The sequence below is a fragment of the Microcoleus sp. FACHB-68 genome, from assembly GCF_014695715.1.
Lineage (GTDB): Bacteria > Cyanobacteriota > Cyanobacteriia > Cyanobacteriales > Oscillatoriaceae > FACHB-68.
Window position 1 is genome coordinate 133,443 of the sequence record NZ_JACJOT010000006.1, and the last position, 17,506, is coordinate 150,948.

At 45.3% G+C, this 17,506-nt stretch carries 12 protein-coding genes; 7 read left to right on the plus strand and 5 right to left on the minus strand.

Translation table 11 applies throughout. The annotated features are described in order from the left end of the window. Positions 1 to 220 precede the first annotated feature (220 nt). From H6F73_RS05190 to mutS, 3 genes are all read left to right on the plus strand, one after another. Positions 221 to 1,261 (plus strand): AI-2E family transporter, encoded by a 1,041-nt coding sequence (locus H6F73_RS05190; RefSeq protein WP_190757742.1) that lies wholly within the window; start codon positions 221 to 223, stop codon positions 1,259 to 1,261. 239 nt (positions 1,262 to 1,500) lie between these two features. Beyond that, positions 1,501 to 2,874, plus strand: coding sequence for a PIN-like domain-containing protein (locus H6F73_RS05195; RefSeq protein ID WP_190757743.1), 1,374 nt, complete (start codon positions 1,501 to 1,503; stop codon positions 2,872 to 2,874). 438 nt (positions 2,875 to 3,312) lie between these two features. Beyond that, complete coding sequence (gene mutS, locus H6F73_RS05200) at positions 3,313 to 5,991, plus strand: DNA mismatch repair protein MutS (RefSeq protein WP_190757744.1); 2,679 nt, start codon at positions 3,313 to 3,315, stop codon at positions 5,989 to 5,991. Between the two features lie 180 nt (positions 5,992 to 6,171). Here mutS and H6F73_RS05205 read toward each other — a convergent pair whose 3' ends face one another. From H6F73_RS05205 to H6F73_RS05220, 4 genes are all read right to left on the minus strand, one after another. After that, positions 6,172 to 7,344, minus strand: coding sequence for a GNAT family N-acetyltransferase (locus H6F73_RS05205; protein ID WP_199330430.1), 1,173 nt, complete (start codon positions 7,342 to 7,344; stop codon positions 6,172 to 6,174). A gap of 98 nt (positions 7,345 to 7,442) precedes the next feature. Then, the gene (locus tag H6F73_RS05210; RefSeq protein ID WP_190757745.1) at positions 7,443 to 10,202 is read right to left on the minus strand and encodes a tetratricopeptide repeat protein; all 2,760 of its coding nucleotides are present in this window, start codon (positions 10,200 to 10,202) and stop codon (positions 7,443 to 7,445) included. 108 nt (positions 10,203 to 10,310) lie between these two features. Beyond that, positions 10,311 to 11,996: an alpha/beta fold hydrolase gene (locus H6F73_RS05215; RefSeq protein WP_190757746.1), complete on the minus strand. Its 1,686-nt coding sequence runs from the start codon at positions 11,994 to 11,996 to the stop codon at positions 10,311 to 10,313. Between the two features lie 110 nt (positions 11,997 to 12,106). After that, positions 12,107 to 13,012: a CoB--CoM heterodisulfide reductase iron-sulfur subunit B family protein gene (locus H6F73_RS05220; RefSeq protein ID WP_190757747.1), complete on the minus strand. Its 906-nt coding sequence runs from the start codon at positions 13,010 to 13,012 to the stop codon at positions 12,107 to 12,109. Positions 13,013 to 13,078: 66 nt separating this feature from the next. On the opposite strand from H6F73_RS05220, the gene H6F73_RS26880 reads away from it, so the two are divergent. The 3 genes from H6F73_RS26880 to fabF all read left to right on the plus strand — a co-directional run bounded on the left by H6F73_RS26880 (position 13,079) and on the right by fabF (position 15,013). Further along, a complete protein-coding gene (locus H6F73_RS26880) occupies positions 13,079 to 13,213 on the plus strand; it encodes a hypothetical protein (RefSeq protein ID WP_277882581.1) in 135 nt (44 codons plus the stop codon). A gap of 154 nt (positions 13,214 to 13,367) precedes the next feature. Beyond that, entirely contained in the window at positions 13,368 to 13,628 is a 261-nt protein-coding gene (gene acpP / locus H6F73_RS05225) for an acyl carrier protein (protein WP_190757748.1), read from the plus strand. A gap of 134 nt (positions 13,629 to 13,762) precedes the next feature. Next, on the plus strand, positions 13,763 to 15,013 hold the full coding sequence (fabF, locus tag H6F73_RS05230; protein ID WP_190757749.1) for a beta-ketoacyl-ACP synthase II: 1,251 nt from the start codon (positions 13,763 to 13,765) through the stop codon (positions 15,011 to 15,013). On the opposite strand, the gene H6F73_RS05235 is transcribed toward fabF, so the two are convergent. After that, on the minus strand, positions 15,010 to 15,162 hold the full coding sequence (locus tag H6F73_RS05235) for a hypothetical protein (RefSeq protein WP_190757750.1): 153 nt from the start codon (positions 15,160 to 15,162) through the stop codon (positions 15,010 to 15,012). The two genes, fabF and H6F73_RS05235, sit on opposite strands and share 4 nt — an antisense overlap. 41 nt (positions 15,163 to 15,203) lie before the next feature. Here H6F73_RS05235 and tkt point away from each other — a divergent pair, with 41 nt between their 5' ends. Next, positions 15,204 to 17,216, plus strand: a complete 2,013-nt coding sequence (gene tkt, locus H6F73_RS05240; RefSeq protein WP_190757751.1) for a transketolase — start codon at positions 15,204 to 15,206, stop codon at positions 17,214 to 17,216. The last annotated feature ends 290 nt before the right edge of the window (positions 17,217 to 17,506 follow it).

Genomic DNA, 17,506 nt, shown 5'->3' on the forward strand with positions numbered 1-17,506 from the left:
TAAACAAGTCAAATTCCTCAAAATTTACCAGTCATTTAGCGTATGTGCAAATTATCGGCTTTGTTTGAAGGATTGCTAGGTAAGTTGACAAACATTTTTTGATTTGCTCGCCTGATAAAACAGGGATTTTTTAACCGCAAATAAACGCCCATGAAATCATTTCTTAAGAGGTTTGATAAAATTTATTTTTGAAATAACACCAGCAAGTAGACACTAAATTATGATTGCTCTTTTTAGAAACCTGCCAAAATACATAGTTTGGACATTAGCTTTTCCAGTATTTGTTCTATATGGCTGGCTGGCTCTTTTAATTTTTAATTATTTTCAACCACTAATCAGTCTTTTCATTGCTTCTATTTTATTAGCTTTTATTTTAGATTACCCAGTTAAATTTTTACAAAAAAAAGGCGTACTAAGGAATAATGCAGTTGTTTTAGTTTTTTTAATTGCATTAGTGATATTTTTGGCTTTAGCAATTACTCTTTTTCCGTTAATCATAGAACAGTTAAACGAATTTTCTAAACGTCTGCCAAGCTGGATAGATTCGGGAATTAAACAACTTCAAATTTTGAACAAATGGGCAGTAACGCGCAATTTACCTCTTGATTTAAGTGAAGTTGCAACCAAGCAAACGGAGCGATTGTCTGGACAAATTGATAGTGTTACAGGAAAATTTCTAGGATTTGCTCTCGAGACGCTCGGTAGTGTCTTAAATCTATTTCTGACGGCAGTTCTGACTTTCTATCTGGTTTTGCACGGCGAGCGTCTTTGGGATGGAATTTTTCAGTGGTTTCCGCCTCATATTGGGCCGATTGTACGGCGTTCTCTTCGCCAAAATTTCCACAATTATTTTATCGGTCAATCAACATTAGCTGCTTTGAGCGGAGTGGCAATAACTTTAGCATTTTTGGCTTTACAAGTTCCCCTAGCGCTGCTGTTTGGATTCGGATTGGGTGTGATGGGTTTGTTTCCTTTAATGACTGGAGTTGGGATCAGTTTAGTTGGTCTACTTTTGGCATTACAAAACTTTTGGTTGGGGATAAAAGTTTTATTGGTTGCTTTCACGATTGATTGGATTAATGCAAATTTTATTGCTCCTCGAATTCTGGGAGGATTCACCGGCTTAAATCCTGTGTGGATTTTAGTCTCGTTATTATTAGGGGCAAAAATAGGCGGAGTCTTAGGACTTTTAATAGCTGTCCCGTTAGCGAGTTTTATTAAAAGTACGGCTGATAGTTTACGCGATGGCACCTGGAATTAAAATTTAAAGGTATTTAATTCGGAAATGAAGAGCTTGCCGGCATTTTTACAGGAGCTACTGGACATTGAGATATTGCCCGATTATCATAGGGTGGTGAGACGGAATTTTGAATAATTTATCCCCAGCGGCAGGGTAGTGTGAATCAGAGCCGGTTGTTGCCGATGAGATGTGGCAAATTTGTACGAGAAACCGTAAACTTTATTTGTTGAGCAGGAAAACCAGCGTTATTAATTATAAAAATGAAAGATTTATTTCCAGGATATTACAGTTTAAGTGAAGAGGAATTTGTTGAACTTTGGAAAAATTGTGTATTTATTATAGATACGAATTCTATTTTGAATTTATATCGTTATAATGAGGAAACTCGTAAAGATTTTATCAATGTTCTTCGTAAAATAGAGAATCGTTTGTGGATTCCTCATCAAGTTGCTCTTGAGTTCCAAGAAAATCGCAATACAGTAATTAATGAACAAGACAATAAATTTAAAACTATAGAAGAAATATTAGTAGAAGAAGAATCTCGAATTAAAGGTAAACTTCGTAAATTTCCATCTATTGATTATGAAAATTTTATTGTAAAGCTTAACAAATTATTTAATGAATTTTTAGAAGAAAATAAATCTCTTGAAACTCGACAACTTAAGCCAGAGGATCAAGATTTTATAAGAGATGTTATTGACGACCTTTTTAAAGGTAAAATTGGTGAAGCTCCGACTGAACAAGAGTTGAATGATATATATAAAGATGGAGAAAAAAGATACCCAATGAAATATCCTCCGGGATTTCAAGATTTAAACAATAAGAAAAAAGGAACTCCTTATCTTTATAATGGAATGTCTTTTAAAAGAGAGTATGGTGATTTAATTCTGTGGAAAGAAATTCTTAAGGAGGTGAAAGATAACAACAGAAAATACGTTATTTTTATCACTGATGATCGTAAAGAAGACTGGTGGCGTGAAGAAGAAGGAAAGACTATCGGTGCGCGTCCTGAATTAGTTGAAGAAATCTGTAAAGAAGGAGCATCTATCTTCTATATGTATACTCCAGAGCGTTTTCTGGAATTTGCTAAGAAATATATTGAAGTGGATGTTAAAAAAGAGTCTATAAAACAAGTAGAAGAGATTTCTGCTATTAGAAGTAACCTTTTATACAACAGAGGAAACTTAAGAGCTGAGGAAGGCAACGAGATTAAACAGGCTGTTGCCAGATGGTTAGAGTCTGAATATCAAAATGATGAATTTATCTCTTCTCATGAAAAAGTTGATTTGTTGCGTTTAACAGAAGATAATTCTAAAATAGGATATAAAGTTGAATATGCTGCTAACTTCTTAATGGGTTCTCAATCTCGAAAGATACTGATATATAAAATACTGAAATATATGACGACTCTAAAGCTAGATGAATTTTATTCAATCTATATAATAAACAATAATTTAGAGAATGAATTGAAAAATAATGTTCTAGAACTTAGTGAAATAAATTATAAAATGGTTTCAAAAAACCTAAAAAAACAAGAAATTAATAATGTTGGTTTTATTATTGGAGAGTTATGTTTTAGTTATCCTGAAAATGGATTGTCTATGCCCATATTTAAGCCAATTAAATTTATCTAAGTTATAAAGTATAAAACCCAGGAAAATACAAAATTATAGATATGCACCAAAACGTAGATCTCCAAAATTATGCTTGCTGCTCCTGAACTCCGCTCAAAAATAGACATAATCTGCGATAAATTATAGGTGTCGAGACTCTTGAATCCGATGGACTCCATCAAGCGATTCTCTAATCTGCTGTTCCTCAAACGCCTCAATAATGCAGAGAACCGGCAGGAAAAAACTGGCACAACACCGCAATGAACCCTCTGAACCAAAAATTAAGTCAAAATTGTGCTGATCGCATCAAAGATCATTAAGCGCAGTGTCCCTAAATAAGCCGTTATAAAATTTACGACTAAAAATCGAAATTTTACTGTATAAAGCAATGGTACAGAGGCTTGTCTTCAAAAACCGGCCTATTACAATGATCCTAACCCTCGCTGCTGACTTCTGGCCATGACCCTTTATTCTGCATCTACCCCCAACCAACCCACGATCAAAAATGCGGACTACCGGCTGATAGATCGTGAACAGCTATCACCCATGTACCGGCATTATGCGGATATGAAAGATAAATATCCTCATGCGATCCTGCTGTATCGGGTTGGGGACTTCTTTGAAACCTTCTTTCAAGACGCCATTACCGTCTCACGAGAACTCGAACTCGTCCTCACTAGCAAAGAAGGGGGTAAAGAAGTGGGGCGTGTGCCAATGACCGGGGTTCCTCACCATGCCTTAGATCGCTACTCCACGCAACTGGTTGAAAAAGGCTATGCGATCGCAGTCTGCGATCAAGTGGAAGACGCCGCAGAAGCCGCAGCAGAACGTCGCATCGTTGAACGCCAAATTACCCGCGTCATCACGCCTGGGACGGTTCTAGAAGAAGGAATGCTGAAAGCGCGGCGCAATAACTTCCTTGCCGCCGCCGTGATCACCGGCACCCATTGGGGTTTAGCCTATGCAGATATCTCCACAGGCGAATTTTTAACCACCCAAGCCGATGACTTAGAACAGCTAAGCCAAGAACTGATGCGGCTGCAACCCTCAGAAGTGCTGATTCCCACCGATGCGCCGGATATTGGCAGTTTGCTGCGTCCCGGCGAAACTTCTGAACACTTGCCTAGCTGCCTGCCACCTTCCTTTTGTTATGCGCTGAGATCGCAAAGACCGTTTACTCAAGTGGAAGCGCGTCAACGACTGTTGCAACGCTTTAAAGTGCGTTCCTTGGAAGGAATGGGGTGCGAACATTTACCCCTGGCAGTCCGCGCCGCCGGCGGTTTGCTGGAATATTTGGAAAATACATTTGAACAGGGAACCGGGGAAAATTTGAAATCTTCAAATCCCCAATTGACAGCAAGAACCAAAATTCCTTTACAGCCGGTGCGAACCTACACACTTGCTGATTTTCTGATTATTGATCATCAGAGCCGGCGCAATTTGGAAATTACCCAAACCGTTCGGGATGGCACTTTTTATGGTTCACTGCTGTGGGCGCTGGATAAAACCGGCACTGCAATGGGTGGGCGGGCATTGCGCCGGTGGTTGTTGCAACCTTTGCTAGATATTAAAGGCATCAGCGCCCGACAAGATACGATTCAAGAATTAGTAGAAAACAATTCCTTCTGCCAAGATTTACAACAGTTATTGCGGCAAATTTATGATATTGAAAGATTGGCAGGACGAGCCGGTTCTGGCACAGCTAACGCAAAAGATTTAGTTACTTTAGCGGAATCTTTAGGAAAACTTCCGGAACTAGCGAGGTTGGCATCTGCCGGCACCTCGCCTTATCTCAAAGCCTTACAAAATGTGCCGCAGGTACTTGAACAACTGGCACAACACCTGCGCGAACATTTAGTTGATTCCCCCCCCATCCATCTCACTGAAGGCAATTTAATTCGCCCTGGCATTCACCCCCAGCTTGATGCCATGCGCCAGCAAGTTGAGGAAGATCGGCAATGGATTGCTCAATTAGAAGTAACCGAAAGAGAACGCACCGGCATCCCCAATCTCAAAGTTGGATTTAATAAAACCTTTGGCTACTATATCAGCATTAGTAAGTCTAAAACCGAGCAAGCCCCGAAAGATTATCTCCGCAAACAAACACTAACGAATGAAGAGAGATATATCACTACAGATTTAAAAGAAAGAGAAGCTCGAATTCTCACCGCACGCGATGATTTAAACCAACTTGAATACGAAGTTTTTGCCGGCTTGCGTGCAGAAGTGGGAGAACAAGCAGAACTCATTCGCAAAGTCGCCAAAGCCGTTGCCGCAGCCGATGTACTGTGTGGTTTAGCAGAAGTTGCCGTGCATCAAGGTTACTGCCGGCCTACGATGGTCGAAAGCCGAGAAATTGCAATTATTGACGGGCGTCACCCAGTTGTTGAGCAATCTTTACCTGCCGGTTTCTTTGTCCCCAATTCAGCACATTTGGGAACCCCAGAAGCCGCCTCTCCCACCCCCGATTTAATCATTCTTACCGGCCCAAATGCCAGCGGAAAAAGCTGTTATTTAAGACAAATTGGTTTAATTCAATTAATGGCACAAATTGGCAGTTTTGTGCCGGCAACTTCTGCAACCTTGGGAATTTCAGACCGCATTTTTACCCGTGTCGGTGCTGTTGACGATTTAGCAACAGGCCAATCTACCTTTATGGTAGAAATGAATGAAACCGCAAATATTCTCAACCACGCCACGCCAAAATCCCTCGTTCTTCTCGACGAAATTGGCAGAGGAACCGCAACCTTTGATGGTCTTTCAATTGCTTGGTCGGTTGCGGAATATCTAGCTACAGAAATCGCTTCGCGGACAATTTTTGCCACCCATTATCATGAATTAAATGAATTGGCATCAATTTTATCGAATGTCGCTAACTATCAAGTAACCGTCAAAGAATTTCCGGATAGAATTGTGTTTTTGCATCAAGTTCATCCCGGAGGTGCTGATCGTTCCTATGGAATTGAAGCGGGAAGATTAGCTGGGTTGCCGGCTTCTGTAATTGAACGCGCAAGGCAAGTTATGAGCCAAATCGAAAAGCACAGTAAAATAGCGGTCGGTTTGCGTCAAGGTGGGGCGAAAAAAGAAAGTAAAAACGGACAGCCGGTTCTCGAACAATTAGATATCTTTGAAAAGTAAAACAGAAGAATGTTCTATGAAAACGAATAATCAATCGAGATAAATTTATCGACATTGAGCAGAAGCCCAGGTAAAAATTGAATAGAAATAACTGTTTTTGCTATTTTTACTAATGGGCATGATTTAGAATATTGGGGAGTTTTAAATTAAGGCACATTAACTCCCTAATTAAAATAATCATCAAAAAAAGTCTGGCATCCAAGGCTGAGAACCGGCAAAGATTTGATCCGCAACAGATAACGCATTCTCAGTTGCTTCCACTTGGCCGTTGGCTTGCAGTTGATAAGCTGTAAACAAACCTGTATAAAGCGGTGCCAGTGCGCGAATATCTATTTGCAACTCGCCTTTACCGCCGCTAGTAACTTCGCCTCGCCCGCCAGAAACCTTTAAAACAAAGTTGCCATTGTTTGCCGGCAGTAAATCGTCGGTGACAGATAAATTTAATTCGGCAACCAAACCCGCCGGATAGCCACGTTTTTCCAAGGCCAGCGCCACATTCACGATTCGCAAAAACCAGATTTGTAAACTGCAAATTTTAGCGGTTTGTTCGGGAAGCAAAAACAGACGAGAATCGAGAGTAGAACCTTGCCAAATCACCTTGTCGATCTGAGAGCGATGATCTGCTAAAAATGCCCACAAACGGCGTTGCGCTGCCGGCGTTACAGCCGCCCAATCCCATATCGATAACACATTGCTCCCGGCTTCCTTTTTGGGGCTAAAAATAATGTAACCTTCGGGTTGGCTTTCACTGCCGGCAATATAGGCATAAACCGCATTTTCTGGGTGCAGAACTGCGTTCTCCCAAATTGCGGTATTGCGATCCAAATTCCCGTTATTTCGCGTTGCCTGCTGCCGGTAAAGTTCGTGAAAAACTTCATGCTGAGATAATTCTACAGAACGAACCGGCATACTGCGTTCACTCATACGAATACTCTGAGTTGGCAACTCCCAGGTGCAATGAGTGCCGGCTTGTTCATATCCCACTTTCCGGTAAAGGCGCTGAGTGGCGGGATAAAGCGAGGAAACCGGCACCCCACTGTCATAAAGTTCTTTGAGGGTTTGACTCAGCAGTTCAAATGCCACCCCGGTTCCGCGATACTCCGGAGGCACCCCGACAGCCGCAATCCCCGCCATTGGCACAGACTGCCCCCCAAACCACTGCCCCATCTGGTAAATTCCCAAGCCGGCGGCAATTTTGCCATCTTGACGCAGAACTCGAAAACTCTCCAATCCCAAACGATCCCGATAAAAAGGCCAATCTTTCGCGGGAAAGTTGAAGCACTGGCAGAGAATTTCCCCTAGGCGTTGTGCTTCTTCAGGATTCGACACATTGCCAAATTCAAAATTAGGCATAATCTCAACTCAAATTAAATGTCGTGCCAAAGTTGGAAATTTTTATCTTAACCGCAGATGCACACAGATGATAGAAGATGCCGGCACCCTTCTCTCCCTCATCTCCCCTGAAGAAGCATCTGGAATCGGCTATCCTCTCGGATGCTATCAAAGTCTGAGTCGGTTTCTGCAAGTTGCCGATATTCGTCAGGGTTGAGTTGGATAGCGTGTTGGAGGTTTTCCAGGGCTAAGTCAATGTTGCCTTGTAAAGCATAACAGCAAGCTTTGTTATACCAGGCTTGATCTTTATCCGGTTTAATTACAAGTGCTTTGTCATAAGAAGCAATTGCTTCTTCAGTGCGTCCTAAATTAAATAAGGCATTGCCCCGGTTGTACAAAGCTTCATCTTTGTCAGGTTTAATTTCAACAGCTTTTTCGTAAGAAGCAATCGCTTCCTCATAGCGTCCTAAGTTAAATAAGGCATTGCCCCGGTTGTACCAGGTTTCATGAATGTCTGATTGAATTTCAAGTGCTTTGTCCCAGGAGGCAATCGCTTCTTCAGTGCGCCCTAAATCATCTAATGCAACGCTTCGCCAGTACCAGGCTTCATGATAGTCAGGTTTAATTTCAACAGCTTTTTCGTAGGAAGCAATCTCTTCTTCATAGCGTCCTAAATTAAATAAGGCGCTGCCCCGATTGTACCAGGCAATATGAGCGTCCGGTTTAATTTCAAGTGCTTTGTCGAAGCAAGCAACTGCTTCTTCATAGCGTCCTAAACTCCCTAAGCCACGGCCCCGGTTGTTCCAGGCTTCATAATAGTCAGGTTTAATTTCAACAGCTTTTTCGTAGGAAGCAATCGCTTCTTCATAGCGTCCTAACTTATCTAAGGCAAAGCCGCGAGTGTTCCAGGCTTCATGATCGTCCGGTTTAATTTCAAGTGCTTTGTCGATGGAAGCAATCGCTTTTTCATAGCGTCCTAAATTACCTAAGGCAATGCCCCGCCAGTACCAGGCTTCATGATCGTCCGGTTTAATTTCAAGTACTTTTTCGTATTCAGTAATCGCATCTTCATAGCGTCCTAAATTACCTAAAGCATTGCCCCGGTTGTACCAGGCTTCATGATAGTCCGGTTTAATTTCAAGTGCTTTGTCGTAGGAAGCAATCGCTTCTTCAGTGTGTCCTAAATTAAATAAGGCAACGCCCCTCCAGTACCAAGCTTCATGAAAGTCCGGTTTAATTTCAAGTGCTTTGTCGTAGGAAGCAATCTCTTCTTCAATGCGTCCTAAATTTCCTAATGCATTGCCCCGGTTGTACCAGGCTTCATGATAGTCCGGTTTAATCTCAAGTGCTTTATCCCAGGAAGCAATCGCTTCTTCATCGCGTACTAAACTAAATAAAGCAAGACCTTGATTGAACCAAATATTATGATAATCTGGTTTAATTTCAAGTGCTTTTTCGTAGGAAGCAATCGCTTCTTCATAGCGTCCTAACTTAAATAAAGCAAGACCTTGATTGAACCAAATATGATGATAATCGGCTTTAATTTTAACAACTTGTTTGTAGGAAATTATCGCTTCTTCATAGCGTTCTAAATTAACTAAACAAAGCCCTCGATTGTACCAGGATTCATAATAGTCCGGTTTAATTTCAAGTGCTTTGTCGAAGCAACCAATCGCTTCTTCATAGCGTCCTAAATTTCCTAATGCACTGCCCCGGTTGCTCCATGTAGTATGAAAATCCGGTTTAATCTCAAGTGCTTTGTCGTAGCAAGCAATCGCTTCTTCATAGCGTCCTAAATTAACTAAGGCAACGCCCCAAGCGTCCCAGGCTTCATGAGCGCCAGGTTTAATTTTAACAACTTTATCGTAGCAATCAATCGCTTCTTCATAGCGCCCTAAATTAAATAAGGCAACGCCCCAGTTATACCACGCTTCATGATAGTCCGGTTTAATTTTAACAGCTTTGTCGTAGGAAGCAATCGCTTCTTCATCGCGTCCTAAATTAAATAAGGCAAGGCCACGGTTGTTCCAGGCTTCATGATAGTCCGGTTTAATTTTAACAACTTTATCGTAGCAATCAATCGCTTCTTCATCGTGTCCTAAATTAAATAAGGCAAGGCCACGGTTGTACCAGCCATAGTGATTAGCTGGTTTAATTTTAACAACTTTATCCCAGGAAACAATCGCTTCTTCATAGCGTCCTAACTTTACTGAAGCAAGACCCCAGGCGTCCCAGGCTTCATGATAGTCCGGTTTAATTTTAACAGCTTTATCGAAGCAACCAATCGCTTCTTCATAGCGTCCTAAATTAAATAAGGCAAGGCCACGGTTGTTCCAGGCAATATGATCGTCTGGTTTAATCTCAAGGGCTTTAACCCAGGAAGCAATCGCTTCTTCATCGCGTTCTAAATTACCTAAGGCAATGCCCCGGTTCCGCCAGGCTTCATGATAGTCCGGTTTAATTTCAAGGGCTTTGTCGATGGAAGCAATCGCTTCTTCATCGCGTCCTGACATTCCCAAGGCAACGCCCCGGTTGTACCAGGCATAGTAAGCGTCTGGTTTAATTTCAAGTGCTTTTTCGTATTCAGGAATCGCTTCTTCAGGGCGTCCTAAATTAAATAAGGCATTGCCCCGGTAATTCCAGGCTTCATGATAGTCCGGTTTAATTTTAACAGCTTTGCCGAAGGAAGCAATCGCTTCTTCAGTGTGTCCTAAATTAAATAAGGCAACGCCCCGCCAGTACCAAGCTTCATGATGGCCCGGTTCAATTTCTACAGCTTTATCGTAAGAAGCAATTGCTTCTTCATAGCGTCCTACATTGGCTAATGCTATGCCCTGTTCAAACCAAGCTTGAGCAATGTCTTGTTGATCTTTGTGCATAATTATTAATAAAACGTGTGGTTTCTGAATATTTTCCTGATATTACTAAAGCAGTTTTTAAATTCCCTTTTGCAACGAGTTAATTCCTAAATCTTTATTCTCTCTCCCTCATCTCTCTAAACACCGGCTCTCTAAACGTCGAAACCAAGCTGATCGCAAAATCACCACAATTACCCCCACCGGCAGCAACACCATCTGGCTAATTAACTGCAAGACGAGTAACCCGCTACCGGCTGCCAGGGAGAACACGCCATCCTGAAGACGCTGATGCACAATCAGAACCAGCAACAGCACCAGCACCCCCAGCAGGCCGACTGAACGGCGGGAAATGCTACCATAACCGGCAACTCTAAAAGGCCGGCGCAACTGTCCCACAGCCCATTTAACAGCCCGTTCCAGTGTTGTTAAAGTGATTGCCGGCCACACAAATTCCACCAGTATCAGCAGAAAAAATAACCAACTTGGCTGCAATTTCAACGTGTAAGCCGGCAACAACGCAAGTTTTAAAACTGTTGTGTAGTTATAGATAAAAAACACCGGCCATTGCAGCAGAAATTGCGGCAAATCGATGAGATAACCAGGATTTTTAAGAACTTCGCTGCTGCCACTCAGTAAAGCCGGTAAAATAAACGGTTCTAAAAATACCAAACTATATAAACCGGCAACCCGTAAAGCCGGCTTCCATTTTTCAGAATGAAGGAGGGCGTAATTCGTAACCAATAACAGCACGTAGCATAAAATTAGCGAATTACTGGCCGCTCTAGACGGGCCTAAACCACTGTTTCCCAACCTCCACACCACACCCATCAGCGCCACAATCGTAAAAGCCACAAAGCGCCGGAAAAGCTGTCGGGCGGGCGGATATTCCACCGGCTTTCCAGTTCGCACAAACATCAAAACGCCGGTTGCCACAGCGCCGGTGAACGCAACCAACAGTCCTAAAATATAGCCAGGAAATACTGCCGGCAGACGCACAACCGGCACATTTAAAGATCGTTGCGCCCAATTCACCGCCTGCCCGATTAAAAAAGAATCATAGGGTTCGATCACGTGATCAGCCGTGGGAGAAATCACCATCATCCGGGCAGTGCCGGCATTAAAATCTCCGACAATCTCGCCTGCCTGATTTTTGCCGGCAGTTGCAGCTTGGTACATCCGGCGAACATCTGCCACAGGATTAAGCTGTTCATACACACCCACGCCCAGAAAAAGATTTTTGGGCACAGAAGGTGCCGCTTCTCCGCTCATTCCCATCACAATCGTAGAGCGCAACTGCCGGTCTGTTTGAGCTAGCTGTAAAGCAATCGTGCCCCCCAAAGAGTGGCCGGCAATTCCCATGCGCTTAACATCAAAGCGCTCAGGATTTGCCCGTAGATAAGCCAGAACTGCCTGGGCATCCGCGAGATTACTTTCCTCAAGATTTTGGATCGCGCCCTTACCCCCCGAAAGCCGGTAAGATTCCCCTGATCCCCCAAAATCGAAAGCGAGTCCTGCAATTCCATGACGCGCCAATTCCACTGCTAAGGGCGTCATCACCTCCTTGCTAGCATTGATGCCATGACAGAGCACCATAACTGGATGTGGGGCAGCAGCCGCTTTCGGAATAAATAGGCGTGCGACGAGTTGCCGGTTGCCTTCAACTGGGATAGCGAGGGATTCTGATTGAATTGTGACTGGGTTAAAAACGAAACAAAGCACTAGCCCAAAAACAAGCAGCACAAAGCTTAAAAACAAGCCGGTGATGTGTCCAAAAAGGTTAAGTTTTGGATTCCGTACTTTTGTTGGCTCATCCATACTCCATGCCCCTAACCCAAAAATGAGGGATCAAGGATGAAGGATGAATTTCTCCCTCACCCATGCCCCATGCCCCTACCTTTAGGTTGGCGAAGCCTTGACCCATGCCCCTAAAGCCCTAATTTCTCCAACACCGGCTTGGTTGAAACAATATGCCGGTCGAGTCCCAAGTGCTTCGGATCAACGCCTAAAGCCAGCGAGATTAACTGAGGCAAATGCAACACCGGCAGCCCCAGTTTGCGTTGAATCACCTGTTCCACCTCTGGTTGCCGAGAATCCAGATTAAGGTGACACAAAGGACAAGGCGTTATCATACAATCCGCCCCCGCGTCAAGCGCTTCTTGAATATGAGCGCCGGCCATCTTAAACGACTCAACCGGGGCATAACTAGAAAGGGGCCAACCGCAACATTGCGTGCGCCCTCGATAATAAATCGGTGTCGCCCCAACCGTCCGAAACACATTCTCCATTGATTCGGGTTTGTAGGGGTCATCGAAAGGCATCGAAGTTTGGGTGCGAAGCAGGTAGCAACCGTAAAACGCTGCACATTTTAGGCCACTCAACTTGCGCGTAACGCGGTTTTGAATTTCCTCCAAACCGTAATCTGCGATTAAGGCCCACAGGAGATGTTTAACCTCTGTCGTTCCCCGATAAGGCGAACAGCCTTCTTTTTTCAGCAACCCGTTCACCCGCTCAATATAAGCCGAGTCAGTTTTCTGCAAGTCCTTGAGGCGCTCATCCACATGGCCAACGACACCCTGACAAGTGCTGCAATGAGTCAGCAGCGGCAGATTCAATTCCTCCGCCAAAGCAATATTGCGAGCATTCACCGTATCTTCTAGCAGCTGAGAGTCTTCTTTAAACGTGCCAGAACCACAGCAGGAAGCTTTTTTGAGTTCAATCAGTTCAATGCCCAAAGTTTCAGTCAGAATTTGAGTAGACTGATAAAGCTCCCGGCAGGCTCCTTGGGCAACACAGCCGGGAAAGTAAGCATATCTAAGTGTTGAGGATGGCATAGTTGGAATTCCCTAGTGAGCGTTAAGCCTGGGATAATCTGGGTAAGCAGAGCGGACACTCTTTCTATGATGACTTCCAGACAAGCAACCGGCAGTGATTCCTTACAAAGCTTTAATCCCAGAAGTTTTGACCGGCAGCGTGTCAATTTGAAAACCGTCTGCGATCAGTCTCCCTTGCGATCCCCCTTTCCGATAAGATGATCAAATGCCTTGACCTGTAAAAATCCTTTCCCAAGTTCTAGCGACTGCCAGGGACAAGTGAAACCTTTACAGGTCAAGGCAAATGGATAAATGTTAGACAAAAACTAACAACGCACGAATTTATAAGCAGCTGCGGCACACTGAGGACATCCCTATGAGTCAAGAGGAAATTTTTTCAAGAGTCAAGAAAATTGTGGCGGATCAACTGGAAGTTGAGGCGAGCGACATCAAGCCAGAATCCAACTTTGCCAACGATCTTGGAGCTGACTCTTTAGATACTGTGGAATTGGTAATGGCTTTAGAAGAAGAATTTGATATCGAAATTCCGGACGAAGCCGCAGAAGGGATTCTCACAGTTCAAGCAACTGTGGACTACATCAACAGCCAAGTTTCAGCCTCCGCAGTGAAGGAGTGAGCGCTCAAGGCTGAAGGATGAAGGCTGAAGTAAAAAGGCTGAAGCATCAATTCAGCCTTGATCATTCAGTCTTACTTCCTTCTCCCGTGCCCCTGTGTTTTGCGTTCTGGGTGTGGAAGCCCGCAAATTGAATCATGACCAACTTTGAACGGAAACGTGTTGTTGTCACCGGCCTTGGTGCGATCACACCAATTGGCAATACCCTCGCTGAATATTGGGAAGGGTTGATTGCCGGCAGAAGTGGCATTGGCCCCATCACCTTGTTCGACGCATCACGGCACGACTGTCGAATTGCCGGCGAAGTGAAGGGCTTTGACCCCCACGAGTATCTGGAGCGCAAAGAAGCCAAGCGGATGGATCGCTTCGCCCAGTTTGCGATTTCAGCGAGCAAGCAGGCGATCGCCGACGCCCAATTTACGATTAATGACCTGAATGCAGAACAGGTGGGCGCGATCATCGGCACCGGCATCGGGGGTCTAAAAGTTCTTGAAGATCAACAAGAAATCTATCTCACGAAAGGCCCAGATCGGTGTAGCCCTTTCATGATTCCCATGATGATTGCGAATATGGCTGCCGGTTTAACCGCCATTCACACCGGCGCAAAAGGGCCAAATTCCTGCACCGTCACCGCCTGCGCGGCTGGCTCAAATGCAGTTGGCGAAGCATTTCGTCTGATTCAGGGCGGCTACGCCCAAGCCATGATTTGTGGCGGAACGGAAGCGGCGGTAACGCCCCTGTCTGTTGCCGGTTTCGCAGCAGCTCGGACACTTTCGACGCGCAACGACGATCCCGCCCACGCCAGCCGGCCTTTTGACCGAGATCGGGATGGGTTTGTCATGGGCGAAGGTGCCGGCATCCTCCTGCTCGAAGAACTCGAATGCGCCCTCAGTCGGGGTGCTCGCATCTATGCCGAACTCGTTGGCTACGGCATGACTTGCGACGCCTATCACATGACCTCCCCCGTGCCCGGTGGCGAAGGGGCGGCACGGGCAATGCGGCTAGCGATGAAAGATGCGGGAATCACCCCCGATCAAATCAGCTACATTAACGCCCACGGCACCAGCACGCCGATGAACGACCCCACAGAAAGCGCCGCTATTAAAACAGCCTTGGGAGAGAGTGCCTACAAAGTGGCCATTAGCTCAACCAAGTCAATGACCGGCCACCTGCTGGGCGGTTCTGGCGGCATTGAAGCCGTAGCAACCGCAATGGCAATCGCCAACGATCAAATTCCGCCGACGATTAATTTGGACAATCCCGATCCAAACTGCGACTTAGATTATGTGCCCCACCAAAGTCGCGCTCAAAAAGTTGAAGTGGCGCTGTCCAACTCCTTCGGGTTTGGTGGTCATAACGTCACACTCGCGTTTAAAAAGTACGTTTAGGGCATCGGGCATCGGTGATTTTTTCTAACCCATGCCCCATTTCCCCATTCTCCATCCCCCATAAGAAATACTTGCCCATCGATCCCGCTAATGGGATGATGGGTGAGAACGTCTTGGGGCGATTCCAGAGCGCTAACACCCAAGGTCATTCAATCGATCTCTCACACCGTTTGCACTCAAGAAAACGATCATGCCTGTTGCCACCCAATCACTCGAAGAACTTTGCATCAACTCCATCCGCTTTCTGGCCGTTGACGCCGTAGAGAAGGCAAAGTCCGGTCACCCAGGGCTACCGATGGGCGCTGCGCCGATGGCGTTTGTGCTGTGGGATCGCTTTATGCGGTATAACCCAAAAAATCCCAAGTGGTTTAACCGCGACCGCTTCGTGCTCTCAGCTGGACATGGCTCCATGCTACAGTACGCCCTGCTCTACCTGATGGGCTTCGACAGCGTCAGCATAGAAGACATCAAGCAGTTCCGTCAGTGGGAATCCAAAACCCCCGGACACCCGGAAAACTTTATGACTCCGGGTGTGGAAGTAACCACGGGTCCTCTCGGTCAAGGAATTGCCAACGCCGTCGGTTTGGCAATGGCAGAAGCTCACCTAGCCGCCAAGTTTAACAAGCCCGATAGCACAATCGTCGATCACTACACTTATGTGATTTTGGGTGATGGGTGCAACATGGAAGGCATTTCGGGTGAAGCGTGTTCTTTCGCCGGCCACCTGGGATTAGGTAAACTCATCGCGCTGTACGACGATAACCACATCTCCATCGATGGTTCTACCGATGTGGCTTTCACCGAAGATGTTTCCAAGCGTTTTGAAGCATACGGTTGGCACGTCCTCCACGTCGAAGATGGCAATACCGATTTAGCCGCCATTGAGAAAGCAATTAACGAAGCTAAAGCCGTCACCGACAAGCCAACCATGATTAAGGTGACAACCATCATCGGTTATGGTTCGCCCAACAAACAAAACACTGCCGGTGTTCACGGTGCTGCCCTTGGTGCAGACGAAATTGCATTAACTCGCGAAAAACTGGGCTGGCAACACGAGCCTTTCGTAATCCCAGAAGATGTGCTCAACCATACCCGCAAAGCAGTGGAACGCGGCGCAGGTTATGAAGCAGAGTGGAACAAGACTTTTTCTGACTACAAAGCTAAATATCCCCAAGAAGGGGCTGAATTCGACCGCTACATCACCGGCCAATTGCCTGACGGTTGGGATAAGGTACTCCCCACCTACACCGCCGAAGACAAGGCACTGCCCACCCGCAAGCACTCGGAAAACTGCCTCAACAAACTGGCATCCGTTTTACCTGAACTCATCGGTGGTTCGGCTGACTTAACCCACTCTAACCTGACTGAAATCAAGGGAAGTGGTGACTTCCAGAAAGGGCAATACCAAAACCCCAACATCCACTTTGGTGTGCGGGAACATGGTATGGGCGCAATCTGTAATGGGATCGCGCTGCATCAATCTGGATTAATTCCCTACGGCGCAACCTTCTTGATCTTCACAGATTATATGCGGGCTGCCATTCGCTTATCTGCCTTGTCCCAAGCTGGGGTAATTTGGGTGATGACCCACGACTCCATCGGACAAGGTGAAGATGGCCCGACACACCAACCGATTGAAACGCTGGCTTCTTTGCGTGCGATTCCTAACCTGACGGTGATTCGTCCCGCAGACGGAAACGAATGTTCTGGTGCTTATAAATTAGCGATTGAAAAAGCCAAGCAAAACCATCCCACCTTGTTAGCCTTCACGCGTCAAAATGTGCCGAATTTAGCCGGCACATCGATTGAAGGCGTGGCAAAAGGTGGCTACACGGTGGTTGAGTCTGAGGGAACACCGGATATTATCTTGATTGGTACGGGTTCAGAAGTGAGCCTGTGCGTAACAGCAGCCGAGAAACTCACGGCTGAAGGTAAAAAAGTCCGTGTCGTTTCGATGCCTTCAACCGAAGTGTTTGATGGACAAGATGCGGCTTACAAAGAGTCTATTCTGCCGAAATCTGTCACCAAGCGCTTGGTTGTAGAAGCTGCCGCTAGCTTCGGCTGGCACAAGTACGTGGGAATGGAAGGCGATACAGTCAGTATTGATCGCTTTGGTGCTTCTGCTCCTGGCGGTGTCTGTCTAGAGAAGTTTGGCTTCAGCGCTGACAATGTTTTAGCGAAGGCAAAAGCACTGTTGGGCTAAAACCTAAGTAATCGTTTCTTGTGGGGTAGGCATGATGCCTGCCCCTTTTTTTATGGGTAGCGAAGATAGCCCGGATGAATGGGAATAAGTATTATTTTAGGGCTGTTGGGTATTATTGTGCCGGCCACTACCAATCCGTGCATTTACTAAAGATTATTGGTGGCATCAGGTTACAGCTTAATGATTATTCATCAACTGGACTTGATATCAATGAAGAAGCAATTAATCTGCATTTCACTCACAAATGTGTTTGGTATGATGGCTAAGCTTGCTCATGCACAATAAACTCA